This is a genomic window from Verrucomicrobiia bacterium, from assembly GCA_035629175.1.
GTDB lineage: Bacteria > Verrucomicrobiota > Verrucomicrobiia > Limisphaerales > DASXHY01 > DASXHY01.
On sequence record DASPIL010000103.1, the window covers coordinates 87,794 to 110,354 of the forward strand.

The window sequence follows — 22,561 nt, forward strand, 5'->3', positions numbered from 1 at the left end:
CTGTTTGCGATGAACTTGACCCAATGGAAAGCGGTGGCCTGGCTGCGCGGCCTGCTGGCCACACAGCAACCCGAACCCGAGCACCAGGCCGAGCGCATCGCGGCGATGCAGCTGCACATTGTGCTGCCAGCAAAGGCCGGAGTCATCCTGGTCGCCATCTACTATCTTTTCTTCTTCGGCTGGTTCCGCGACACCCCTGCGCCTCACACGGTGGCGATGCAGTTCCTCAAGGGTTACTTCGTGGTTTATCTCCTGTGCAACGTCCTCGTGGGAGCGCTGTTTTGGAAGCGCGCGGCGCCTGCCACATTCCGGTGGCTCGTCTTTACGCTGGGCATTCTCGATGGCGTCTTCGTATCGGGTCTTGTGTTTCTCACGGGCGGATTTGACAGCACCGCCTTCTGGCTTTTTCCCGGCCTCATTGTGCTGAATGCGTTCAGCATTCCGATGATGATGCCGCAGCTGGGGTTGAACCTTCTGCTCAGCCTTTTCTATTTCATCTCGGGTGCCGTCGAAGTCACAACGCCGCCCCCAACCCTGATGGATGTGCCTTCAGGTGTCGTGCGCCCTGTGCATCGCGGAACAAACGAATCCGAGGTCACGATGCGAACGAATCTTCCGTCACGCGATTGGATGCGAAACATTCCGTATCAGGAGGAGGAGCCGGAAAATCCTGACGCCGAGCCGCTGTTCCTCAAGCTCACCGTCTTGTGGCTTCTTGCCGCATGTTGTTATGGCGTGCAGGTGCTGGCAGAGCGGCAGCGGCGCGTGGCCGAGGAAGCGCGGGAATCCGCCGTTCGTCAGGCGCAATTGCATTCAGCCGGAAGGCTGGCGGCGGAATTCGCGCATCAAATCAAGAACCCGCTCGCAATCATCAACAACGCGGCCTATTCCATGCGCAAGGCGCTGAACGCGGGGCGTTATGATGTGCTGCGGCAGATTGAAATCATCCAGGAGGAAGTGGAACGGTCGGATCAAATCGTCACGCAGATCATGGGTTACGCGCAGCTGACGGAAGGACGCGTCGAGAAGCTGGACGTCGCCCAAGAGCTGGATGCCGCGATTGAACAGATTTTCCCGCCCGGGGAGGAAACCGGAATTCACGTGGAGCGGATGTATGTGCGCAACTTTCCGCCCTTGCTGATGCAGCGCCGGCATCTCCGGGACGCCCTCAGCAACCTGATTCAGAACGCCCGCGAGGCGGTGCCCGAAAAGGGTGAGGTTACAGTGTCGGCAGTGGTGCGGGCGGATCATTCCGTCGAGATTTCCGTCCGTGACAACGGAGGTGGCGTTGCGCCCGACAAGGTGGAACGCATCTTCGAAGCCTACTATTCCACGAAGGCGAAGGGATCGGGCCTCGGCCTGGCAATCGTGAAGCACAACGTGGAATTGTACGCAGGCACGGTGCGGCTCGAAACTGAGCTTGGAAAAGGCGCGCGGTTTATCTTAACGTTTCCAGCGAAAACGGTGATAGGCGCGGTCCGAGAGCGATGAACAACTCCCAACCACAATCCAAAACTGGAGCGGCACAGTGACGCAGGCCCTTCCAGTGCTCGTCGTTGATGACGAAAAGAACATGCGGGCATCGCTCGCAACCGTCATTGGCGATGAAGGCTACGCCGTGCGGACGGTCGAATCGGCCGAGCAAGCACTGGAGCTGCTGGGACACGAGGACTTCTTCATGGTCATCACAGACGCACGGCTGGGCGGCATGAGTGGTTACGATTTCCTGGGAAGGTTGCGCGCGCAATGGCCTGCGCTTCCCGTCCTGATGATCACCGCGTACGCAACGCCAAAGCTTGCGGTTGAAGCCATCCAGGCGGGCGCCATTGATTATCTCTCGAAACCGTTTGCGCCCGAGGAACTGCTGCACGCCGTTCAACGCTGTGCCGAGCGGCATCAACTGATCCAGGAAAACGCCACGTTGCGCGCGCGCGCCGGGGAGGCGCCGCGGGTGGAGGACATTGTCGGGGAATCGCCGCGCCTGCGTGACTTGAAACAGCTGATCCATACCGTGGCGCCAACCGACGCGCGCGTGCTGGTTCTTGGTGAAAGCGGAACGGGCAAGGAGCTTGTGGCAGGCGCGCTCCACAGCCTGAGCAAGCGCCGCAAGTCGCCGTATGTGCGGATCAATTGCGCGGCGATCCCGGAAACGCTGCTGGAAAGCGAACTGTTCGGTCACGAGAAGGGAGCCTTCACGGGGGCGCTGAAACAAAAGCCGGGCCGGGTGGAGGAGGCGGACGGAGGAACCATTTTTCTCGATGAAATCGCCGACATGAGCCGGCCTTTGCAGGCAAAGCTGCTGCGGTTTCTTGAGGACGGGAGTTTTACGCGGGTCGGCGGCACACAGGAGTTGCGCGTGAACTTGCGGCTGATTGCGGCGACGAACAGGGACATCGTCGATGCCATCCGGCAGGATGAATTTCGCGAGGACCTGTTCCACCGCCTGAACGTGGTCCAGTTTCGCCTTCCGCCGCTGCGCGAGCGTGGCGACGACGTGCTCCTTCTTGCAGAACATTTTCTTCGCCACTTCAACGCGGGAATGAACAAGCGTGTCAAAGGCCTTTCCCGATTCGCGCGGCAGAAATTGCTGTCGCATCATTGGCCCGGCAACGTGCGGGAGCTGAAGAACGTGATTGAACGCGCGCTGATCCTGGAGAATGAAACCGAGATCCAGGCCTCCAGCATTCCAGACTTCAAGCTCGAGGCGCAGTTGCACAAAAACGTGGCGCCGCAGATCACCGGCGAGCAGGCGCTTGATGAGCTGGTTGCCAATTTCGAACGCGAATTGATCAATGCCATGCTGGAACGAAACAACTTCAGCCTTACCCGGACCGCCGAGCAGCTCAAGCTCAGCCGCCACGCACTGCGCTATCGCATGCAGCGGCTGAACATCGGAACCGACGAAGACGAGGACGAGGACAAGGGCGCGCCCGCAGGCAAGGAGGGAGGAGCCTGATGATTCTGTTATCCCTTACAGCCGGAGTTCCGGGCGCGGGCGCCAGTCTTGTGATCGGCGCCATTGTGCTTGTGGTCGTGGCCGTCCTGGTCTGGGCGGTTGCCTTTCGCAAACCCGAAGATGAAACGCGCCACCGCAAACATCATTGGCGCCGAACGCGATCGGGAAAGGCTCGCGACGGGGAATCATCCTCCAAAGGCTGGTTCAGCTCGAAACGCCGCAAACGGCGGCGCAAGGATCGCCCGTTGAATCCCACGCTGGCTGAAACCGGCGGGTTGCCGCCGAAACGCGCGGATGACGCAGAGGCACCTCCTCCCTGATGCAGCAGAGCCGGAACATCACGCAGAAGAGCGCGTCCAATCTTGCACTCGCGTTCATTCTCTTGCCGCGTCCCAAGCGCGACGCGATGTCGGCGCTCTATGCGTTCTGCCGCGAAGTCGATGACGTGGCGGATGAGGAAAGCGTTCCAACCGAAACACGGCGTGAACGGCTGGCAGCCTGGCGCCGCGACATTCACCTCGCATGCACGGGACGCCGGCCGGAGTTTTTGGTGAACCAGGAGTTCCAGCCGGTGATCCGCCAGTTCGGGCTTCCGTTCGAATTGTTCGACGAATTGATCAAAGGTTGCGAGATGGATCTCGATACCAAGCGGTATGGCACATGGGAACAGCTGGAGCTTTATTGCTACCGCGTGGCATCGGCCGTCGGATTGCTCAGCATTGAAATCTTTGGTTATCGCCATCCAGCCTGCCGCGATTACGCGATTCATTTGGGCAAGGCACTGCAGCTGACGAATATTCTGCGCGATGTGCGGACCGACGCTGAGCGCGGGCGGATTTACATTCCTGAATGCGAGCTTAACCGGTTCAACGTGCGGGAAGAGGAGATCCTTCAATTTCAATATTCACCACGCTTTGCGGCGCTCGCGCGGAGTGTCGCCGGCCGTGCTCGGCATTTCTACACCCTCGCGCGCGAAACACTTCCGGAGGAGGATCGCAAGGCAATGGTGGCGGCGGAGTTGATGGGCGATGTTTACTGGCGCCTGCTGCAGAAACTGGAACGGCAGGATTTCCAGGTGCTCGGCCCTCGGTTAACGCGCCTGACCCGCGCACAGAAGCTTCTCCTCATATTTCGCTCCTGGATCCGTTTCTTTGCGGGAAGCATGTCGCCAAGCTATGGCGCGCACTGAGGAAATTCCCGATTTGAGGTTTGGGATTTTCGAACCGAGGTTTGGGCCATGACGCGACGGCTCATAGTGAATGCCGATGATTTTGGCCGGTCACGCTCGATCAATGAGGCCGTGATCCGGGCGCATCGCGAAGGCATTCTCACCTCTGCCAGCCTCATGATGAACGAGGAGGCGTGCGAGGAGGCGGTAGAACTCGCGCGGCAGAACCCGCGCCTGGGAGTTGGCCTGCACCTGACGCTGCTCTGCGGCCATTCCGCGATCTCGCCAGCGCGCATTTCAGGCCTTGTGAACGCGCGAGGGGAATTCAGCGAAAAACCCGCAACCTCGGGAATGCGGTACTATCTGAACCGGGGCTTGCGCAGCCAGTTGCGCGATGAGGTGCATGAACAGTTCGAACGCTTTCGCAGGACCGGCCTGGAACTGGATCACGTGAACGGGCACCTCCACATGCACATGCATCCCGTGGTGTTCCGCATCCTGATGGATGATTGGGAAACGCTTGGATTTAAACGCGCCCGCCTGACACGCGACCGTTTCTGGCTCAATTGCAGGCTGGACGGCGGGCGCTGGTTTTATCGGACATCGCACGCGTTCATTTACCAGATGCTTTCGTACGGGTGTGGTGCCGCCTATCGACGCCGCGGGGTCCGCCACACGCAGCACGTGTTTGGCCTCATGCAGGATTCTCATGTGGATGAAGCGTATGTCTCGAAGCTTCTGCCACGATTGCCCGGCGGGGATTCAGAACTTTACTCTCATCCATCGCTCGACAAGTTTAAGCACGAGTTCGATGCCCTGGTCAGTCCGCGGGTGATCGACCTGGTGAAACGGCTGGGCATCCGCCTGATCCGCTACCAGGATCTTTAATCGTGCGATTTTATGCTGAAGCTACTGACAATTCTGCTGATTGGGCTGGCCTTTGAATCCGCGGGCGTGGTGTTGCTGAAGAAGGGAATGCTGCAGATCGGCGAAGTCGACAAGGTCACGGTCTCCGAAGTGGTGCGGATTCTCAAGGCCGGCGCAACGAGTCCGCAGATCCTGTTGGGAATCCTCTGTGAAGCCATCTTCTTTGCGTGCCTGCTCGTGCTGATGTCGAAGAGCGATATCAGCTTCCTGTGGCCGTTGACGGGCTTGAGCTTTGTGTTCGCGACTTTCGCCGCGTGGCTGTTTCTTGGGGAACACGTTTCGTCCATGCGTTGGATGGGTGTGGTCCTGATCGTGATTGGCGCGGGCTTCATCAGCTACAGCGAAAAGGCCGTGGAAAAAAAAGCGAAGGCGCTTGTGGGCGCGCCGGCGTCAGACTCCCGCGCTTCTCAATGAGCCGAGAACGCCATTGAGGGCGTCAGCGAGGCGCCGGGCCGCGAGGCGGGTGTTGCGTTGAAGTTCCATCAGGCGAGGCACGGACCGCGGAGACTTCATCAAGGCCAGGGCGAGGCGCGGGATGGAAATCTTCTGGTCGGCTGTCAGGAGCGCGTTGAAGTCGAGCGGCATATCTTCCGCTGCCGTGTCCGACACTGCGCGCAAAGTGGCGCTCGGAATGGCCGCGTCACGACAGACGGTGCGAATGACTGCTGATTCCATTTCGACGGCGTCGCAGCCTGTGGTGCGGCGAAGTTCTTTCTTTTCCTCGACGGACACGGCGACACGCGTTGAACAATGAAACGTGGCGGTTCGGGCGCCGTGTCGTGTGAAGAGATCAGCCAGCCCCGAATCGAAATCGGCATCGAACAGCAGATCGCCCACTTTCAGCTGCGGGTCGAGCGCACCTGCGAAGCCGCACGTGATCACGCGTTCAGGCCGCAGCGTGCGGAGCGTTTGCTGCAGTCGCGTGCTGGTGTTCCTGCGTCCCATTCCGGTGATCAGCACGCGGCTTCCTCCCGCGATCCGCTGCGGCGTGAAGAAGGCGGCCTCCTCCTTAACCGCGAAACAGATCAGGAGCGCCACCGCGTCAGGGGGGGACCCGCAGTTCATTTGATTCCGGCGAGCCGATCGCGCCAAATCTGGAACAATTGCACCGTTGCTTTCACATCACGCAGGCAATACTCGGCGATGTCGCGATAACGCCCTTCAGCAAGCAGCGTGTTCACATCCATGCCGGTGACTCCATGGCTTTTCGGCGATTCAATGCCGAACGCCTTGCAGTAGAAATCGAGATTGAAGCGGCGGCCCGTGCCTTCGCGCCCGCTGACGCCATAAAATGTCAATTGTTCGGCAAGATCGCAGTGCGGATCGGTTTGATAGCGGTATCCCAGCCAGTCTTTTCGCGAGATGGGAACATTGAGCAGCGCAGAGCGAAGATACAGGAAGGGAACATCAAAGCCGCGTCCGTTGAACGTGACGATCGATTCATAATGGCGCGCGACGTCCCAGAAAGCCGTCAGCAATTCCAGTTCGTCAACGCAGGGAACGAACTCCACAGAACCCGTTTCAGCGGAGGGTTCCTCCTCAAAATCTTCCGCCGTGAACAAGACCTGGCCGCGCTGTGTGTCGGCGTTGAGCATGGCGATGCAAACAACCTGCGCGGTGAAGGGCCAGAGATTGAACTGCTGCAGAAGTTCGGCGCGACGGACGCCGCGCGCGGTTTCATCGGGAATCTTCCCCGCGTCACGAAACAGGTATTCCTGTTGGGTTTCGTCGAATTGCTCGAGGGGAAGGGCGGACGTTTCGATGTCGAATACCAGTTTTGCCATGGAAATGGGAACCGGGATGTGAGAGCCAGGATGGGAAACCTGTCATGCGGCCCAGGTTTTCCATCCTGGTGTATGCGGAGGTTGTTACTTCTTCTTCTTAACTGCTTTCTTTTTCGCTTTCTTCTTAGCGGCCACTGTACTCACCTCCGATCCGGTGTTTGGGGTTGCGCGGATTGATCATGAAAGCGCTTTGCAAATTTGATTCTCGCTGTTTGTAGGAGAAACATGCGCCCACTGGCAAACTTTTTCTTCGCAGAGTTTATAATGCTCACACATGTTGCGCGCGAATAATCATCGCGACATTTGCTCGCGCGTGATCGTCGCAATGCTTTCGCACATCGAGCTCAATGCCGATTCCATTGAGCGCAATTGATGTCGCAGATTTTTTGCAGAATCGTTGAGCGCAAAAAAAAACCGCTGCCGATTGCGGCAGCGGTCATGCAAAATAAAATGTTCACGCACCGAACTTGTCGAACATCTTCGCGTTCGCCTGCATGTGACGAATCAGAAATTTCGCTTCGAAGACTCCAAGTGATCCGATATTCGCTCCGGTTTCAGTGAAGCGTTCGAGCTTGTCGGAGCCGCTGATCGCGGAACGCAGCAACACGGGTTGCGGATGCCACGAATGACCCTTGAGCGCGCACGGCGTGGAGTGATCGCCTGTGATCGCGAGTACGGTGGGCATCTTCTGCAGCAACACCGGCAACGCTGCGTCGAGTTCCTCGATCGCCTTTTTCTTCGCTTCGAAATTTCCGTCCTCACCCGCTTTGTCCGTGTATTTGAAGTGGATGAAGAAGAAGTCGTAGTTGTCGTATTCAGCAACGTAACGTTCAAACTGTTCGCGGATCGTTTGCGGGCCTTCAATCTTTGTCATCCCCACCAGCTGTGAAAGGCCCTTGTACATCGGGTAAACCGCAAGGGCTGCCGGCTTCAACAGGTAGCGATCTTCAAAGAGCGGGATTTCCGGCTGATGCGCGATGCCGCGCATGAGAAACCCGTTTGCGGGCTTTTCCTTCGCGATGACAGGCAGCGCCGCCTTGTAGAAGTCTGCGATCAACTTCGCCATCTTCTTTTGCCCCGCGTTCCTGGCATCGCGCGGCTTCACTGCAGGAATCGCGAATCCTTCGCGGTTTGGATCCGCGTCGGTGAGTGGCCCTTCCAGGCCCTTGCCACGGAACACGACGACGAATCGATGCTCCTTGCCCGGTTTGATGATCACTTGTGTGTCACCAATCTTTTTGATTTTCGCGGAAAGCATCGCGCAGAGCTTCTCGCACGTTTCGGTGGGAATGCGGCCGGCACGCCGGTCCGTCACGATTCCTTTCGGATCCAGCGTCGCAAAATTGGCGCGTGCGCAGACGTCGCCTGGCTTCAACTCGACGCCGAGGCCCAATGCTTCGATGACTCCGCGTCCAACCTGGAACTCGAGGGGATCGTAACCAAACAATCCAAGGTGGCCAGGTCCGCTGCCGGGCGTAATCCCCGGGGCAACTGGAATCATGCGGCCCTGTGCTGCGTCCTTGGCGAGCTGGTCGAGGTTTGGCGTCAAGGCAGCCTCAAGAGGCGTGAGAAAACTCTGCTCGCGCGTTGCGATGTCGCCGAGCCCATCCAGCACGAGGAGCACCAGCTTGGCGCCAGTTTTCAGTGTCAGTTCCGAGTAAAGAGAATCCAATTTCATGTTCAGTATTTGTTCAAAGCCGGGTGTGCGTGTGCGAAAGCCGCTGTACGCGCGGGGCAGAGTCTCGAATAACAAGCCGGGACCGTCAACGGCATTTCCGACGCATTCATTGCGGTGGGCGCGATATAAATCGGTGAGCTTCCACGCGTACCGATAGGGAGCAAATCCTGCCGAGTGGATTCGGCTCGTCGCTTCACTTTCGGTGCCGCGATGGCTTCCGCTATCCGAGGTTGTGCGGCGGTGTGACAAAAATGTCCGAAAACTGGACGCAACGTTGCTGTCGTGACGTTATCCACTATCATTCAAGGAGTTGGCATTGCGGGCGCTTCGCCGATGCAACAATGAAGCCGTTTCGGGAACCAGTACGCTTTATCTCTTTGCAAGAGGAGGTCGCAGGCGTTCTGTTTCTGCCTCCAGAGCCCGCGCCGGCACCCGTGCTGGTAGTCTGCCATGGGGCGGGCGAGTTCAAGGAGAACCATTTCGAAATGTGTGAACTTCTCGCAGGCCGCGGGGTGGCGTGCCTCGCAATCGACATGCACGGTCATGGCGAAAGCGGCGGCAAACGGTTTCACGTCAGCATGACTGAGTGGGTCGCAGACATCCGCGCAGCAATCGATTTCCTCGCTCGCCATCCCAGGGTGGACCCAAATCGAATTGCTGCCTTCGGCCTCTCATCGGGGGGAACTGCCGTTCTCGAAGCGGCTGTCGTCGACCGCCGCTTGCGGGTTCTGGTGACACTGGATCCCACGGTGTACGATTCTTTGCCGCTCTTCACCGGCATGTTCTTGCGATCGCTCGATTTTCTCGGACGCGTGAAGAAGCGCTTTACTAATGACGACTTGCGCGTGTCGCTCCTGCGGTTCGGCGGAAAATCGCGGATGGTTTCGGATCCCGAGATTGAACGGCGATTGCGTGCGGATGCGCGTGCCCGGGAGGCGTTCGAGGCGTTTCCTTTTCCCGGAGGATCGGAGGCGTTTTTTGTGGATACGATCGAGCGAGTGGACTCGATAACCGCGCCAACCTTGATCCTGTGGGGCGCGGAGGACAAGTTGGATCCTCCGTCAACGGGGCAGCGTCTTTTCGAGGCGTTGCGCAGCAGGAAGTCGCTGAACATCATTCCGGGAAATGGGCACGCTGGCCATTTGGATCGGAACCGAAGCCGGATTTTTGCGCTTACATTTGAGTGGTTGTCGGACAACCTTTGCGGGTGAGGTGAATGTTCCAGATGAATGCACGAACGATTGAAGGCGGTGAAGCAAAGGCGCTCGGCCAAAAGGAAAAGTGGGATCTGCTCTCGCCGCACCTGAAGCAGCATGGCCGGGAGGCCCTGGCCTACGCCACTCTGCAGTCGGGCCTGGAATACTTTATCGACGAATGCGGGTACATTGCGTTCACGACTGTCAAGCACCCGGTGTTCGCGCGGAAACCGCGGAAGATCTGCTTTTCAGATCCGGTTTGCGCGTTGGAGGATTATCCACGAATCATCAGGCGCTTCCTTCAAGCTCATCCGCGCGCGGCGTTCGGTTGTGTTTCCGAGGCGTGCGCGGTTGTGTTGAATGATCTCAAATTCAAGGTCAACTGCATTGGCTACGAATCCGAACTGCCGATACAGACCTACAACACGAAAGGCGACTGGAAGGAATTTGACCTGATCAAGCGCGCACGAAACGAGGCGAAGCGGGAGAAAGTCACGGTCCGTGAAGTCAGGATCGAAGATGTTGATCGCGAGCAATTGCTGGCCGTTTCGCATCGCTGGATCGGAACCAAGAAGGTAAACGATCGGGAGATCTGGATTTATGCGCGGCGTCCCATATTCGAGTTTGAGGAAGGCGTCAGGAAGTTCGTGGCGTTTGACCAGGAAGGCCGGGTTGCCGGTTTTGCGTTTTACGATCCGATGTATCGCGGCGGCGAGATTTTTGGTTATTCGGCGAACATCCTGCGTTGCGATGAAGGCCGGTTCGGGAGGCTTGGAACCGCCATGCACATGGAGGCGATGGAGAAGTTTCGACCCGAAGGCAGGGAGGTTTTGAACCTGAACCTGTCGCCATTCGTGAAGCTGGAGCAGGGGACGTTCAATCAGGATTTCGGCGCGCGAATGTTTTTCAAGCTGAGCGTGCTTTACGGAAACGACATTTATAATTTCAACGGGCTCTCCTTTCACAAATCGAAATATCGCGGCGCCGAAAAGCCGCTTTACTTCGCTTCCAACAACATCTGGCCAGCCAACGACATTTACCTGGCCTTCCTTTCCGCCGACATCACCCGCAGTTACTTTGATACGCTCGGGCGGCTGATCAAGGGAATGATCAACGCGAGATCGCGCAACAACGCGCCGCGTTCCAGAAGAACTCCAAAATAATTATGAACAGAATGAATCCAGGACGGCAAAGCCAGGAAGATCGGCGTTCGTGCAGCATCGACGTCACACGCGCTGCTGCCTGCGCCACCATGAAGCGCATTGAAACACGCGTTCCTGTATGGGGCGCACTCGCTGCTGCCGCATTGTTGTCGGCGCCGCTGCTGCCCGCTGCGGAACCATCGAACAGCGGCGGATTTCGGAAATTTCTCGAGCAGGATTATCTTTTGGGTGACTGGGGCGGACTGCGGACAGACCTGTCGAACCGGGGCATCGATTTCGAATTCTTTTATGCGGGTGCCGTTCCGAACAATCTCGATGGCGGGCTGAAGCGGGGAGGTGTCTACCAGGGCGCGCTTCTGATGACACTGGACCTGCATTCGGAGAAGCTGCTTGGCTACGAAGGCGGGACGTTTCACGCAGGCTCGCTCTGGCTGCACGGCGAAAAGCCTTTTTCAGAGAAATACATTGGCGACCTGAACAAGGTGAACCTGATCGATTTTGAAAACAGTTTCCGTTTGTGGGAGTTGTGGTACGAACAGCAATTCCTCGACGGCAGGCTGTCGTTGAAGTTCGGGCAGATGTCGATCGACCAGGATTTTATCGTCCCGCAATATTACAATTCCCTGGCAACGCTCACGCTGCTGAACCAGACGTTCTTTTATCCCACGATGGCGTTCAATGTTTACGATCAGCCGTTCTTCCCCATCGGGCACCACGCCCTGGCGTCAACGCCCTACGGGACACCGGGCGTGCGGTTGCGCGCCGATCCCTCCGAATACTTCTATGTGCAGGCCGGCGCTTATGATGGCAATCCCGACCGGGGCGACAGCGGAACGCGCGTGGCCCTGAGCCATGACGAGGGAGCGCTGCTCTATTTTGAACTGGGCCTGAAAATCAACCAGGGCCGCGATGCCTCCGGCCCTCCGGGAAACCTGAAGCTGGGCGGCTACTACCATACTGACGACTTCGTCGACATGTATCAGGGATCGTTTGTTGCCTTTGATAATTTCGTCGCAGCCAGCGGCATTCCGCTGCCTCCGCTGTCCAGCGGGTCAGCGCGCGCGCATGAGGGCAACTACGGGCTGTATGTCCTGGCAGATCAAACCTTGTGGCGCGAAACGGACAAGGACGATCCGGCTGCGCAGGGTTTGGTCGGATTCGTTCGCGCTTCGATCGCGCCCGAGGATCGGAATCTCGCGAGCCTCGGTCTCGACGGCGGGCTTGTCTACAAGGGCCTGATTCCAACCCGTGACTGGGATACCCTCGCCCTGGCGGGTTCTTATATGGAGATTAGCGATGACGTCACCAGCGCGCAGCGGGATATCAACGCGATTCTCGCCGGTGCGGGCGCGCCGAGTGCGTTTGAGAAACTTGCGGATTACGAGGCCGTGATTGAATTGAGCTACAAGGCGCAAATGACCGCATGGTGGACCGTGCAACCGAGCGTTCAACGCGTGATCCATCCCGGAGGGCGAGTGCTGGCGAACATTCCCGATGCGTGGGTATTCATCGTGCAGACGACGTTCCGTTTTTGAGTCATTTTTGACACACGCCTGAGCATGGGCAAACCAGAGTCCTGAAAATTCCGTTATGGCTGAGAATCAAAGTAATGGCGCAGTGCTGACAGATCCCGAAAAGACAGTGGTGGCCGGGCATACCACCCAAGGTTCAGGGATCAATGCGCGCTTGCTGCGGGTCACCCGGCAAACGGCCGCTCTGGAGTTCGAAAACCCGGCGACGCTCCCGCGCGTTTCCGAGGTGCTCCAGGACTTTCGCATTGTCGTCAGCGACCGCACTGTCTACTCCGGCCGGGCTGTCGTTCGAAACATCGTCAACACCGGCGTCACTGCCGTCTCTGAAGTGGCGTTGGATGAAAAGGGCTGGGTTGATGTGACGTTCTCGCCGTCCATGCTGCAGACGGGGGAATTAAAGGCGAAATTCCAGCAGTTCGTCATGGAATGGCAAAACACGTTCCGTGTTGCGCCGGAATTCAAGGTGATGGTCGCCGATGCGGAAAGCTATCTTTCGGAACTGAGGCTCTGGCTGGAACAGGTGGAACTCGAAATTCGCTCCTCACCGTCCGCAGATCGCACGCTGCTCGAACGACAGGTGGTCGATGAGATTGCTCCCGCCGTCATCAAATCCATCGATGTTTTCGTCGATCGTTTTGAATCGCTGGTGACCGAGATGAAGCCCGAGGACCATCCTGTGCATCGAGAGTATCTTCGGCGCCAGCTTCATTCATTGCTGCTGAGTTCACCCTTTGCATACCGAGCCTACCACAAGCCTCTCGGGTATGCCGGGGATTACGAAATGGTGAGCATGATGCTGCGGGAGCCGTATGAAGGAAGCACGCTGTTTGCGAAGACACTGAATGTCTGGCTGCTGGGCCAGTCGCCCGCGCTTGCGCATCGAAATCGCGTTGTTTACCTGCATCGAAAGTTGATTGAAGAGAAGCTTCGGCTGGAACGATCTGGCCGGCCGGCACGGGTGTTCAATCTCGGCTGCGGCCCGGCTGAGGAGGTTCAACAAATCCTCAGGAACGATCGGATGAACACGGGATGGCAATTCAATCTGCTCGATTTCAACGAGGAAACGCTTCAGTCCTTCAGCCAGGCGCTCGCCGCATTGAAGGGAAAATATCCGAATGGTTTCCCGGTCCACCTCGTCAAGAAATCCGTGCAGCAGCTCCTGAAGGAATCTGTGAAGGCTGTCACGCGGCGGCCTGAGGACCGCTACGATGTTGTCTATTGCGCAGGATTGTTCGATTACCTGCCAGACCCCACATGCAAGCGGCTGATGAATATCATGTATGACATGCTTGCTCCCGGCGGGTTGCTGATGGCAACAAACGTCACGGACGTGATGAATTCGACGCGGCCATTCCGATATTCAATGGAGTACATGCTGGACTGGTATCTGATCTATCGCGATCGCGATGCTTTCGCCCGCGTCGCGCCTGATGAAGCTCCGGCGGATTCGGTGTCGATCATCGCGGAAAGCACCGGAGTGAACGTCTTTATGGAAGTGCGCAAGCCTGAGAATGTCTGAGCCCTCCGCCAATTCAGCCGAGATTCGCCGCGCCTTTGCCGAGTACGACCGGCAGGTGATCATTCAGAATGTGAAGGTGGGCTGCGCGCTGGGGTTCATCCTCATGCCCGCGGGGACCCTGCTGGATTTCTTCGTATATCGAACAGAGCTTCCGCAGTTTCTTGTTCTGCGGCTGGCGTGTTCGCTGTTGATCGCCGTGTTCTGGATGGTCGTTCTCTCCCCCTTCGGCCACAGGCATCCGCGAATGCTGGGCGTTCTGCTCGCGATGTTTCCTTCCGCCTTCATCTCGTGGATGATCTATGTGAAGGATGGTTCGGAATCGCTGTACTACGCGGGCCTCAACCTGGTGCTTCTCGTCATTGGATTCGTCCTGTATTGGACGCTTTTTGAAAGTCTCATCGCGGTTTCGCTGGTGCTGCTCATGTACGTCGCGGCCTGCGTGCTCCATGGCGACATCAATCCCATCGATTTCGCCAACAACCTGTATTTCCTGGCTTTGACGGGCGTCATCGTCGTCACCGGCAGCTACGTCCACAGCCGCTGGCGTTTCCGGGAATTCGCGTTGCGTTTTGAACTGGATCGCAACCGGCAGGCATTGGAGGAGAGCAATCGCAAGCTCGTGGAACTTGACCAGATCAAGAGCCGGTTTTTCGCGAACATCAGCCATGAACTGCGCACTCCCCTCACGCTGCTCATAGCGCCCCTCGAAACCCTGCTGCGGAAGTTCAACCGCTCCGTCGATCGCGAGACGAACGAAGTGCTCACCACGATGCATTCCAACGGCATGCGCCTGTTGAAGCTGATCAATGACCTGCTGGATCTTGTCCGCATGGAATCCGGCCGCATGGAGGTGAGGTCCGAGCCGCTGGAAATTTCCGACTTTGTGAAAGGCCTTGCCAGCGCTGCGCGGCAGGTCGCAGACGACAAGCGACTCAAGCTGCAAACGCAGGTCGAACCCGGCCTCGGCTCAGTGCTCGCAGACCGCGACAAGCTGGAGAAGATCGTTCTGAACCTGGTGTTTAACGCACTCAAGTTCACCCCTTCAGGCGGAAGCGTTTCGATCCATGCCAAACGGCAGGACGATCAATGGCTGCTGGTCGTGGCCGATACCGGCATGGGCATTTCCGCAAAGAACCTGCCCTTCATCTTTGATCGCTTCTGGCAGGTCGACGGGTCCTCCAAGCGCAAATACCAGGGTGTGGGGATCGGGCTCTCGCTGGTCAAGGAACTGGCGGAAGTGCAGGGAGGCTCGGTTTCCGTGGAAAGCGTTGAAGGGGAGGGCACAACGTTCACTGTGCGTTTGCCCTATCGCGAGGCAGTTGCGCTCGCGCCGGAAGTTGCGCAGGAATCTGCCGCCGAGCCCGACACATCCACAGTTTCCTCCGAGGAATGGGTTTCGAATCTCTATCGCCGCGCCGAGTTGTTCCCTGCTCTCACTCCGTTGCAGGAAACGCGAAAACCGGTGGAGATCTTCCGCAATGGCAATCGCCCCAAGGCCCTCGTTGCCGACGACGAGCCCGACATGCTGCGCTTCCTCAAGTCGCAGTTGGTTGACCGCTTCGAGGTGCTCGAAGCCGTTGATGGTCAGCAGGCCATTGAGAAGGCGAGCCAGTTCCTGCCAGAGATCATCCTGGTTGACATGATGATGCCGGAGAAGGACGGGCTTCAGGTCTGCCGCGAGTTGCGCGAGCGCACCACCACGCAGCACATTCCGATTGTGATGCTTACCGCGCGGGCTGATGAGGAAACGAAAATGGCGGCGTTGGAAGCAGGGGCGAGTGATTTCCTGCCAAAACCGTTTTCCACGACCGAACTGCACGTTCGCATTCACAACCTCGTCGAGTCCCATCAAAACCAGATGAAGCTCTCGAAGCAGAAGCAGGTTCTGGAGAACACGATTGACCAGTTGAAGGAAACCGAGATGCAACTTGTGCAGACGGAAAAGCTGGCGTCGCTCGGCCGCATGAGCGCTGGCATCATTCACGAGATCAACAACCCCTTGAACTTTGCGACCACAGGCCTGTTCACGTTGCGTAACAAGGGCAAACACCTGCCGCCCGAACAGCGTGACGAATACACCGAGGTGCTGCAGGACGTCGAGGAAGGCCTGAAACGCGTCAAGACGATTGTCTCGGACCTTCGCATGTTCTCGCATCCCAACACCGAGCAGCTGGATGACGTGGAAGTCGCGCAGGTGGTCGGGTCGGCGCTTCGCTTCCTTAGCAGTGAATGCAAGGATCGCGTGGTCGTTGAGCAGAACATTCCCGCGGGCCAAACGATTTGGGCGAACAAGAACAAGCTGATCCATGTGATCACGAACCTGCTGCAGAATGCCATCGATGCGATGAAGGGAAAAACGTGGGAGAATGAGCAGCCAACGATTGTGATCTCGGGGCGCGTGGAAAACGGCCGCAGCATTCTGTGCATTCGCGACAACGGCCCTGGAATCGAACGAGAGCATCTTGACAAGATTTTCGACCCGTTCTTCACGACCAAGGACGTGGGCGAAGGCATGGGCCTCGGCCTGAGCATTTGCTATCGCATCGTGCAGGAATACGGCGGACGAATTGCGGTAAAGACGGAACCTGGCAGGTTTTGCGAGTTTGCGCTGGAGTTTCCGGTCAAAGGTTGAGATTAGAAAGAGCCACCCTATGGACAGTCTGTACGATTATAAAAAGTACGCGATCCTCTACGTCGACGACGAGGAGAAGTCGCTCAAGTACTTTGCCCGCGCGTTCGAAGAGCAGTTCCGCATCTATACGGCCACCAACGCGCAGGACGGACTCAAGCTGGTGGAGGAACACGCGGAGGAGATCGGCGTGCTCATGACCGACCAGAGGATGCCCGGCGAAAAGGGGGTGTGGCTTCTGGAGAAGGTCCGGGTCAATCATCCGCGGATCATTCGTATTCTGGCGACGGCGTATGCGGACATGGACGCAGCCATTGCGGCGGTGAACACAGGTTCGATTTACAAGTACGTCACCAAGCCATGGGATCCCGTGCAACTGGAGCAGACGCTCAAGCGAAGCCTGGAGTTCTTCCTGGTCCAGACCGAGCGCGACCAGTTGTTGCACGAAAAGATGTCCGTGCTGCACAACATGATGATCGCCGACAGGATGGTGAGCCTTGGCCTGCTCGCAGCCGGCCTGAGTCATCACATTCGCAACTCGCTCGTCGCGGTTAAGACTTTTCTCGATCTCGCCCCTGCGAAGCTGGCGGAGGAGAAGATGGAGATCAGCGGCTTGCGCAACCCGGATTTCTGGAAGGAATATTACCAGAACGTCCAGGGCCAGATTGAAAAGATCAACAACTTGCTGAAGGACCTGTGGAGCGCTTCCGAAAAGCCGGCGTTCGAGTTCGCCGACCAGGTGAATATCCGCGAGGTCGTCGAGGCGGCCATCGCCAACCTTCAATCCAGTTTCGCGGCAAAGAACATTCGCATCATCAACAACATTCCCGCGGACCTTCCGTTGATCAAAGTCGACAAGCCCAAGTTCCACCGTTTGTTCGACCTGTTGCTGAAGGATGAACTCGCAAGCCTTCCGCAGGGCAGCGAGATCAAAATCACGGCGCAGGAAACGAACGGCTCAAGCAAGAAAGGGATCCAGGTTCAGCTTTCGGACGACGGTCCGGGCCTGCCAAAGGAAGCGTTGCGTCTCGTGTTCGACCCATTTGTGGTTCGCAGCGACAGCCCGATGGAGTACGGCATCCACCTGATGGCATGCTATTTCATCGTGCATCATCACGGCGGCAAGATTGAAGCGCGGAACGAAAATATCCGGGGCACGACGTTCACGATCCGCCTGCCCCTCGATCCCAATCTCCACCAACCCGCCGCCGCGGACACGGACTTCCTGCGCAAGGTCGTTCTGAACGACAGCCTTTGGGAGAAGCTTCTAAAGGCCGAATAGCCGGTCAGTGCGCAAATGCCCGCCACAATGTCGGGCTCGCGAGAGGATACGGAACCAGAACCTCCTGGGGATCGGTGCTCAATGTAAAGACAGGCCCGTCAATCCATCCAGTCGCACTTCCCTTGCTTTGGATTCGATGCTCCCGGCCCACATCCCCTGAAACCGTCATGACCAGGTTTGTTCCGCTGTTTCGAATGCGCAACTGCGGCGCTTTCGGAGCAACAACGGCCGCGCTGTCGCTCAAGTTGGGAATGCCGTCTCCGTCTGAATCGTTTGAATCATGGATCACGAGTGCCCACAAAAAGTAATCCGCCTGCTCTGTACCCAGGTTGCCGTCCAGGAATTCGATGAAGCCTGAATAGGCGGAAGGACGCGCCGGATGATGGCGCACAAAAGGTTGCTCCCAAACTTCATACGATTGATCCCAGGAATTCGTCCATGTCGAAAACTGATTGGTCAGCTGGTTTGCAGGATTCACGGTGGACTTCACGAAGTCCAGAACCCCGCCGAACGTCCATTCCGGTGATTCCGTGCGCTCCATGGAAACAATACCCGTGACGGTGGTGGCGCCGGGCGTGTAAGTCAGCGATCCCGTGTACTCGAGGATCTGGAAAGTGTGCGTAAAGCTGCCGAAGTTGTTCAGGTTCAGCGTGCAGGTGCCGTAACTGGTGCCCGCTTCCCGATTCCAGGTGGCGGTTGCCGTCTCAACCGCGCCGCCGAAGAACTGGTAAACGCCCGATGACGTCCGCCCTGACACGGCCTGTGACACCTCGTAGAAGTCATCGAACCCGTTTCCATTGAGGTCCTGCGAGGAGGGCTTGTTGAGATTCAAGGCTCCGCCAACGGTTTCTTCGAAGATCCAATCCTCCATTTCGAACCAGGTGGAGTACGTGTAGGTGCTGCCCCAATAACGAAGCTCACCATTCACGCCCGCGTCGAGGCTGGTGAGATCCATGTAATAGAAATTATTAGGTCCACCGTTCGCGCGATGGAATTGCGGTGAAAGGCAATACATCCGGGCGGTCGCTGTGGAAGCGGCCCAGGCGTTCGGCGAATTTAGGCTGAGGACTGCGGTTAAGAGGACGAGGATTGATTTCATAAGTGGCTCCTTAAGACGCGGAGTATGCGATCACCATTGCGCTTCGCTGTCAATCGAAACGAACAACCAACAACTGGCAACTGACAACCGTGCGCACCACATCTATATTGTCGCCCAGTGATCCAGACCAAAACACGTGTTGTCGTCGGAATGAGCGGTGGAGTTGATTCCTCCGCGACCGCTGCCCTGTTGCTCGATCAGGGCTATGATGTCGTCGGCATCACCTTGAAGCTGTGGCCGCAGGACTGCGTCAACCGTGCCGAGGACAAATGCTGCGGACCGCAGGCGGTCACCGACGCGCGGGCGGTCTGCCACAAGCTGGGAATTCCGTATTATCTCATCGACGAAGCCGCGGAGTTCCAGAATCGCGTGATCAAGTATTTTGCCGACGAATACAAGGCCGGGCGCACGCCGAATCCTTGTGTGATGTGCAACCAGAATCTCAAGTTCGGGAGGCTGATCGAGCGGGCGGACCAATTGGGCGCGCAGTATATTGCGACCGGCCATTTTGCGCGGCTCGATCGGCGGGACGACGGGCGGGTGCTGCTGCGGCGCGGACGCGACCTGCGCAAGGACCAGAGCTACTTCCTGTTTTCGCTTCGGCAGGAACAGCTGGCGCGGGCCATCTTCCCGTTGGGCGAAAAGACGAAGAGCGATACCCGCGATGTTGCGCGTCATTGCCAGCTCAAGACAGCTGACAAGGAGGAGAGCATGGAGATTTGTTTCGTGCCCGATAAGGATTACGGCAAGTTTCTCCGCGATTCCAAGCTCGTGGCCAATCATCGTGGCGACATCGTGAACCTTCAGGGTCAGGTGCTCGGGCAGCACGAAGGCATTGAGTTTTACACGATCGGCCAGCGCAAGGGACTTGGCCTCACGTCACCCAGGCCCCTTTACGTGGTCGAGTTGGACGCAGAGAGCAATCGCGTGGTGGTCGGCGACGAGACAGCATTGGACCAGGACGCGTTTGTTGTGGAGCGCTGCAACTGGATCCCGTTTGAAAGACTGCAAGGGCCAATCGAGGCCACCGCAAAGATTCGCTACAATCATCCTGGTGCTGCTGCGACGGTCGTGCCTCTTGATGGCGATCGTGCCGAGGTGAAGCTTCACTCGCCGCAGCGCGCCATCACACCCGGGCAGGCTGCGGTGTTTTATCAGGAAGACCTTGTTGTGGGCGGCGGCTGGATCAGACGGGGGGCGTAGAGTTGCCTGGATCACTATCGCGCTGCGCGGGCTTGTTGATGCGATGTTCCTTCAACTCCGCGTATAGGGACTGCGCGAGCCCTGACTTTTGAAATCCCACCACCTTCGTGTTGCGAAGGCCGAAGTGCTTTTCCAATTCCTCGGAGGTGAAGTGTTGAACCACAGGGTAATGCGAAAACTCTTTCAACATTTCCGCCCGGCTGTTTTCGGAAATGTCGCGGGTGATCAGGATGAAGTGGAGCCGCCCCTTGCTACGGGCAAGTGTTTCGCGGCCGATGATCAGGATCCGCGCCCGCAATACGAACGGGAACAAGCGCTCGATGGACGGCGGCTTGGCCTCGCTCATGCCACCTTCGCCTTGACCTTGTGACCCTTGATTGAAGCGCGATTCAACTTTGCGATGATGCTGTTTGTGTGTTCGGAATCGACATCCACAAACAGATGGCGCTCCCGCACATCAACGGTGCCAACCACCTTCCCGGGCAAACCTGTTTCGCCTGAAACGGCGTTGACGATGTCCAGCGGCTTGATTTCCTGCGCTTCTCCGAGGTTGATCCAGAGCCGCGTTTGATGCGCGGGTGTAGCGCGGCTTGCCTTCTTTTCCGGCTTTCCGGAGGCCTGAGGCTGCGGGGAGCGTTCCTTGCGCACCTCGGGTTCCCGGACCGATTCAAGGATTTCCCTGTCTGAGTAGGTCTTCTCCACAGGCGTCGCGGGTGCTGCGGCCTTTAGCGGTGCTGGGCTCGCAGCGGGCGCAACCGGTTGATGTTTCGGGTCGCGCGGAGGCTGCGCGGCTTTGACGGGGCGCGACATAGGCTCGGCCTTGCGGGCCATTTGGTCCCGTTGAAGATGTGCGTGCCTCATGGGCCCGCCACTCCGATCCAGAGGTATTTCGCCTCGCAAATGGACCGGCGCGGCATCGGCTGAACGCTCGTCCCGCCGATCAAACCGTCCCCGCCGGTCATCGCGAATCCCCCGGTCGCCGCGATCCCCCCGCTCCCCGCGTTCGTTTCGGCCGCCACGATCGTTGCCTCGATCCCTCGGCCCTGCGCGTTGATCATCCTGTGGCCGTTGATATTCCTCCTGAACCGCCTTCGCGGGAGCCGCTTCACCGCTTTGCAAGAGATGCATGAGGGCGGACGCAATGTCTGTGGAGACAAAACCTTCCTCGAGCAGCACTTCAACAAGCCTTTCGTGCCGCTTGTAATCCTCGCCGCGCAATGTGGCGCGCACTTTCTCAAGGAAAACATTCGCGCGCGCTTCCTCGACTTCAGTCACCGTCGGAATGCGCCCGCGCTGTATCTTCATGTTCGTGAAGCGCTCGATATTTCGAATCTGGAAAACCTCGCGCCCCGATGCGAACGACACGGCACGGCCACTGCGGCCAGCGCGTCCCGTTCTGCCAATCCGATGCACATAATCTTCCGCGTCGTACGGCAGGTCGTAGTTGAACACCACTTCCACGTCGTCTACATCAATGCCGCGCGCCGCGACGTCCGTGGCCACCAGGAATTCCAATCCCGACTTGCGGAACTTGTTCATGACGCGATCCCGCATTGCCTGCGTCATGTCGCCGTGCAGCCGATCCGCCGAATACCCCTGCGCGTTCAAGTGGTCGACCAGGTCGTCCACCATCCGTTTGGTGTTGCAGAAAACGATCCCGAGCTTGAGGTCATGGATGTCAATCAACCGCGTCAGCAACTCGAGTTTGTAGCGGCGGTCCACCTCGTAGAAAACCTGCTCCACGGTCGGAACAGTCATCGCCTTCTGTTCCATGCGGATGCTCTGCGGGTCGCGCGAATACTTTTCAATCAGCTGCTGGATCGGCTTGGGAATCGTCGCCGAGAAGAAAACCGTCTGCCGCTCCTTGGGCGTGGATTGCAGGATCAATTCGATGTCATCGCGGAAACCCATGTTCAGCATGACATCGACTTCATCGAGGATGACCATCTTCAAACTGTCAAAGCGGAGCGTGCCGCGGCGCATGTGATCCATGATGCGGCCGGGAGTGCCGATCACAATCTGGGCGCCCTGCCTCAGGCCGTAGAACTGGCGGTCATACGACTGGCCACCGTAGATGGGCAGCGCGTGGATGCCGCGTTTGAAGGCGGCGAGTTTGTGAATCTCCTCGGACACCTGCACAGCCAGTTCGCGGGTGGGACAAAGAATCAGGGCTTGCACGGCTTTATCGCCGGGCTGGACCTTCTCGACGGCTGGAATGCCAAACGCGGCCGTTTTCCCGGATCCCGTCTGGGATTGCCCGACGACGTCGCGCCCCTGCATGAGCACGGGAATCGCTTCCGCCTGGATGGGTGAAGCCTGTTCAAAGCCGAGTTTATCGACTGCCTTCAAGATCTCGGCTGAGAGCCCGAGTTCGGAAAAAAGTTTCATATGAATCCCTTAAATGAGTGCGGAAACATAGCTCGGG

Annotated in this window: 19 protein-coding genes; 13 read left to right on the plus strand and 6 right to left on the minus strand. The window is 58.0% G+C overall.

Going from position 1 to position 22,561, the window contains the following annotated elements; all coding sequences use genetic code 11:
• Positions 1–9 precede the first annotated feature (9 nt).
• Genes VEH04_18860 through VEH04_18885 form a run of 6 tightly spaced genes read left to right on the plus strand, consistent with a single transcriptional unit; the run spans position 10 to position 5,465 of the window.
• The gene (locus VEH04_18860; GenBank protein HYG24834.1) at positions 10–1,491 is read left to right on the plus strand and encodes a HAMP domain-containing sensor histidine kinase; all 1,482 of its coding nucleotides are present in this window, start codon (positions 10–12) and stop codon (positions 1,489–1,491) included.
• A gap of 37 nt (positions 1,492–1,528) precedes the next feature.
• Entirely contained in the window at positions 1,529–2,956 is a 1,428-nt protein-coding gene (locus VEH04_18865) for a sigma-54 dependent transcriptional regulator (GenBank protein HYG24835.1), read from the plus strand.
• Complete coding sequence (locus VEH04_18870) at positions 2,956–3,276, plus strand: hypothetical protein (GenBank protein HYG24836.1); 321 nt, start codon at positions 2,956–2,958, stop codon at positions 3,274–3,276. Before VEH04_18865 ends, VEH04_18870 begins: the two co-directional genes overlap by 1 nt.
• On the plus strand, positions 3,276–4,145 hold the full coding sequence (gene hpnD, locus VEH04_18875; GenBank protein ID HYG24837.1) for a presqualene diphosphate synthase HpnD: 870 nt from the start codon (positions 3,276–3,278) through the stop codon (positions 4,143–4,145). Before VEH04_18870 ends, hpnD begins: the two co-directional genes overlap by 1 nt.
• Positions 4,146–4,193: 48 nt before the next feature.
• On the plus strand, positions 4,194–5,012 hold the full coding sequence (gene hpnK / locus VEH04_18880) for a hopanoid biosynthesis-associated protein HpnK (protein HYG24838.1): 819 nt from the start codon (positions 4,194–4,196) through the stop codon (positions 5,010–5,012).
• Between the two features lie 12 nt (positions 5,013–5,024).
• The gene (locus VEH04_18885; GenBank protein ID HYG24839.1) at positions 5,025–5,465 is read left to right on the plus strand and encodes an EamA family transporter; all 441 of its coding nucleotides are present in this window, start codon (positions 5,025–5,027) and stop codon (positions 5,463–5,465) included.
• On the opposite strand, the gene VEH04_18890 is transcribed toward VEH04_18885, so the two are convergent.
• The 3 genes from VEH04_18890 to VEH04_18900 all read right to left on the minus strand — a co-directional run bounded on the left by VEH04_18890 (position 5,442) and on the right by VEH04_18900 (position 8,513).
• Complete coding sequence (locus VEH04_18890; GenBank protein ID HYG24840.1) at positions 5,442–6,116, minus strand: hypothetical protein; 675 nt, start codon at positions 6,114–6,116, stop codon at positions 5,442–5,444. The genes VEH04_18885 and VEH04_18890 overlap by 24 nt on opposite strands.
• The gene (locus VEH04_18895; GenBank protein HYG24841.1) at positions 6,113–6,835 is read right to left on the minus strand and encodes a ribonuclease H-like domain-containing protein; all 723 of its coding nucleotides are present in this window, start codon (positions 6,833–6,835) and stop codon (positions 6,113–6,115) included. The genes VEH04_18890 and VEH04_18895 overlap by 4 nt, the downstream gene beginning before the upstream one ends.
• Positions 6,836–7,289: 454 nt before the next feature.
• Positions 7,290–8,513, minus strand: coding sequence for a 2,3-bisphosphoglycerate-independent phosphoglycerate mutase (locus VEH04_18900; protein ID HYG24842.1), 1,224 nt, complete (start codon positions 8,511–8,513; stop codon positions 7,290–7,292).
• 341 nt (positions 8,514–8,854) lie between these two features.
• On the opposite strand from VEH04_18900, the gene VEH04_18905 reads away from it, so the two are divergent.
• The 6 genes from VEH04_18905 to VEH04_18930 are packed head-to-tail and all read left to right on the plus strand — an operon-like array spanning position 8,855 to position 17,834.
• Positions 8,855–9,724, plus strand: a complete 870-nt coding sequence (locus tag VEH04_18905) for an alpha/beta fold hydrolase (protein HYG24843.1) — start codon at positions 8,855–8,857, stop codon at positions 9,722–9,724.
• Between the two features lie 14 nt (positions 9,725–9,738).
• Positions 9,739–10,872 carry a DUF2156 domain-containing protein gene (locus VEH04_18910; protein HYG24844.1) on the plus strand — a complete coding sequence of 378 codons (1,134 nt, stop codon included), beginning with the start codon at positions 9,739–9,741 and terminating at the stop codon, positions 10,870–10,872.
• A gap of 2 nt (positions 10,873–10,874) precedes the next feature.
• On the plus strand, positions 10,875–12,407 hold the full coding sequence (locus VEH04_18915; GenBank protein ID HYG24845.1) for a carbohydrate porin: 1,533 nt from the start codon (positions 10,875–10,877) through the stop codon (positions 12,405–12,407).
• A gap of 55 nt (positions 12,408–12,462) precedes the next feature.
• The gene (locus tag VEH04_18920) at positions 12,463–13,923 is read left to right on the plus strand and encodes a class I SAM-dependent methyltransferase (GenBank protein HYG24846.1); all 1,461 of its coding nucleotides are present in this window, start codon (positions 12,463–12,465) and stop codon (positions 13,921–13,923) included.
• The gene (locus VEH04_18925) at positions 13,916–16,555 is read left to right on the plus strand and encodes an ATP-binding protein (GenBank protein HYG24847.1); all 2,640 of its coding nucleotides are present in this window, start codon (positions 13,916–13,918) and stop codon (positions 16,553–16,555) included. The genes VEH04_18920 and VEH04_18925 overlap by 8 nt, the downstream gene beginning before the upstream one ends.
• Positions 16,556–16,574: 19 nt before the next feature.
• Positions 16,575–17,834, plus strand: coding sequence for a hybrid sensor histidine kinase/response regulator (locus VEH04_18930; protein HYG24848.1), 1,260 nt, complete (start codon positions 16,575–16,577; stop codon positions 17,832–17,834).
• Positions 17,835–17,838: 4 nt separating this feature from the next.
• Here the strand turns inward: VEH04_18930 and VEH04_18935 are convergent, their stop codons facing one another.
• Positions 17,839–18,933, minus strand: a complete 1,095-nt coding sequence (locus tag VEH04_18935) for a hypothetical protein (protein HYG24849.1) — start codon at positions 18,931–18,933, stop codon at positions 17,839–17,841.
• A 117-nt stretch (positions 18,934–19,050) separates the two neighbouring features.
• Here VEH04_18935 and mnmA point away from each other — a divergent pair, with 117 nt between their 5' ends.
• Positions 19,051–20,136: a tRNA 2-thiouridine(34) synthase MnmA gene (gene mnmA, locus VEH04_18940; GenBank protein HYG24850.1), complete on the plus strand. Its 1,086-nt coding sequence runs from the start codon at positions 19,051–19,053 to the stop codon at positions 20,134–20,136.
• Here mnmA and VEH04_18945 read toward each other — a convergent pair.
• Both VEH04_18945 and VEH04_18950 read right to left on the minus strand, forming a co-directional pair.
• Positions 20,120–20,482 (minus strand): hypothetical protein, encoded by a 363-nt coding sequence (locus VEH04_18945; protein HYG24851.1) that lies wholly within the window; start codon positions 20,480–20,482, stop codon positions 20,120–20,122. The genes mnmA and VEH04_18945 overlap by 17 nt on opposite strands.
• Positions 20,479–22,524 (minus strand): DEAD/DEAH box helicase, encoded by a 2,046-nt coding sequence (locus VEH04_18950; protein ID HYG24852.1) that lies wholly within the window; start codon positions 22,522–22,524, stop codon positions 20,479–20,481. The genes VEH04_18945 and VEH04_18950 overlap by 4 nt, the downstream gene beginning before the upstream one ends.
• Positions 22,525–22,561: the final 37 nt, after the last annotated feature.

Excerpts from the sequence above, each read along its gene's own strand:
- VEH04_18915 (HYG24845.1), top strand. The coding sequence starts at position 10,875 with ATGAACAGAATGAATCCAGGACGGCAAAGCCAGGAAGATCGGCGTTCG.
- VEH04_18950 (HYG24852.1), bottom strand. The coding sequence starts at position 22,524 with ATGAAACTTTTTTCCGAACTCGGGCTCTCAGCCGAGATCTTGAAGGCA.
- VEH04_18885 (HYG24839.1), top strand. The coding sequence starts at position 5,025 with ATGCTGAAGCTACTGACAATTCTGCTGATTGGGCTGGCCTTTGAATCC.
- VEH04_18895 (HYG24841.1), bottom strand. The coding sequence starts at position 6,835 with ATGGCAAAACTGGTATTCGACATCGAAACGTCCGCCCTTCCCCTCGAG.
- VEH04_18905 (HYG24843.1), top strand. The coding sequence starts at position 8,855 with ATGAAGCCGTTTCGGGAACCAGTACGCTTTATCTCTTTGCAAGAGGAG.
- VEH04_18920 (HYG24846.1), top strand. The coding sequence starts at position 12,463 with ATGGCTGAGAATCAAAGTAATGGCGCAGTGCTGACAGATCCCGAAAAG.
- VEH04_18860 (HYG24834.1), top strand. The coding sequence starts at position 10 with ATGAACTTGACCCAATGGAAAGCGGTGGCCTGGCTGCGCGGCCTGCTG.
- hpnK (HYG24838.1), top strand. The coding sequence starts at position 4,194 with ATGACGCGACGGCTCATAGTGAATGCCGATGATTTTGGCCGGTCACGC.
- VEH04_18930 (HYG24848.1), top strand. The coding sequence starts at position 16,575 with ATGGACAGTCTGTACGATTATAAAAAGTACGCGATCCTCTACGTCGAC.
- VEH04_18890 (HYG24840.1), bottom strand. The coding sequence starts at position 6,116 with ATGAACTGCGGGTCCCCCCCTGACGCGGTGGCGCTCCTGATCTGTTTC.
- VEH04_18945 (HYG24851.1), bottom strand. The coding sequence starts at position 20,482 with ATGAGCGAGGCCAAGCCGCCGTCCATCGAGCGCTTGTTCCCGTTCGTA.
- VEH04_18870 (HYG24836.1), top strand. The coding sequence starts at position 2,956 with ATGATTCTGTTATCCCTTACAGCCGGAGTTCCGGGCGCGGGCGCCAGT.
- VEH04_18910 (HYG24844.1), top strand. The coding sequence starts at position 9,739 with ATGAATGCACGAACGATTGAAGGCGGTGAAGCAAAGGCGCTCGGCCAA.
- VEH04_18935 (HYG24849.1), bottom strand. The coding sequence starts at position 18,933 with ATGAAATCAATCCTCGTCCTCTTAACCGCAGTCCTCAGCCTAAATTCG.
- VEH04_18900 (HYG24842.1), bottom strand. The coding sequence starts at position 8,513 with ATGAAATTGGATTCTCTTTACTCGGAACTGACACTGAAAACTGGCGCC.
- VEH04_18925 (HYG24847.1), top strand. The coding sequence starts at position 13,916 with ATGTCTGAGCCCTCCGCCAATTCAGCCGAGATTCGCCGCGCCTTTGCC.
- hpnD (HYG24837.1), top strand. The coding sequence starts at position 3,276 with ATGCAGCAGAGCCGGAACATCACGCAGAAGAGCGCGTCCAATCTTGCA.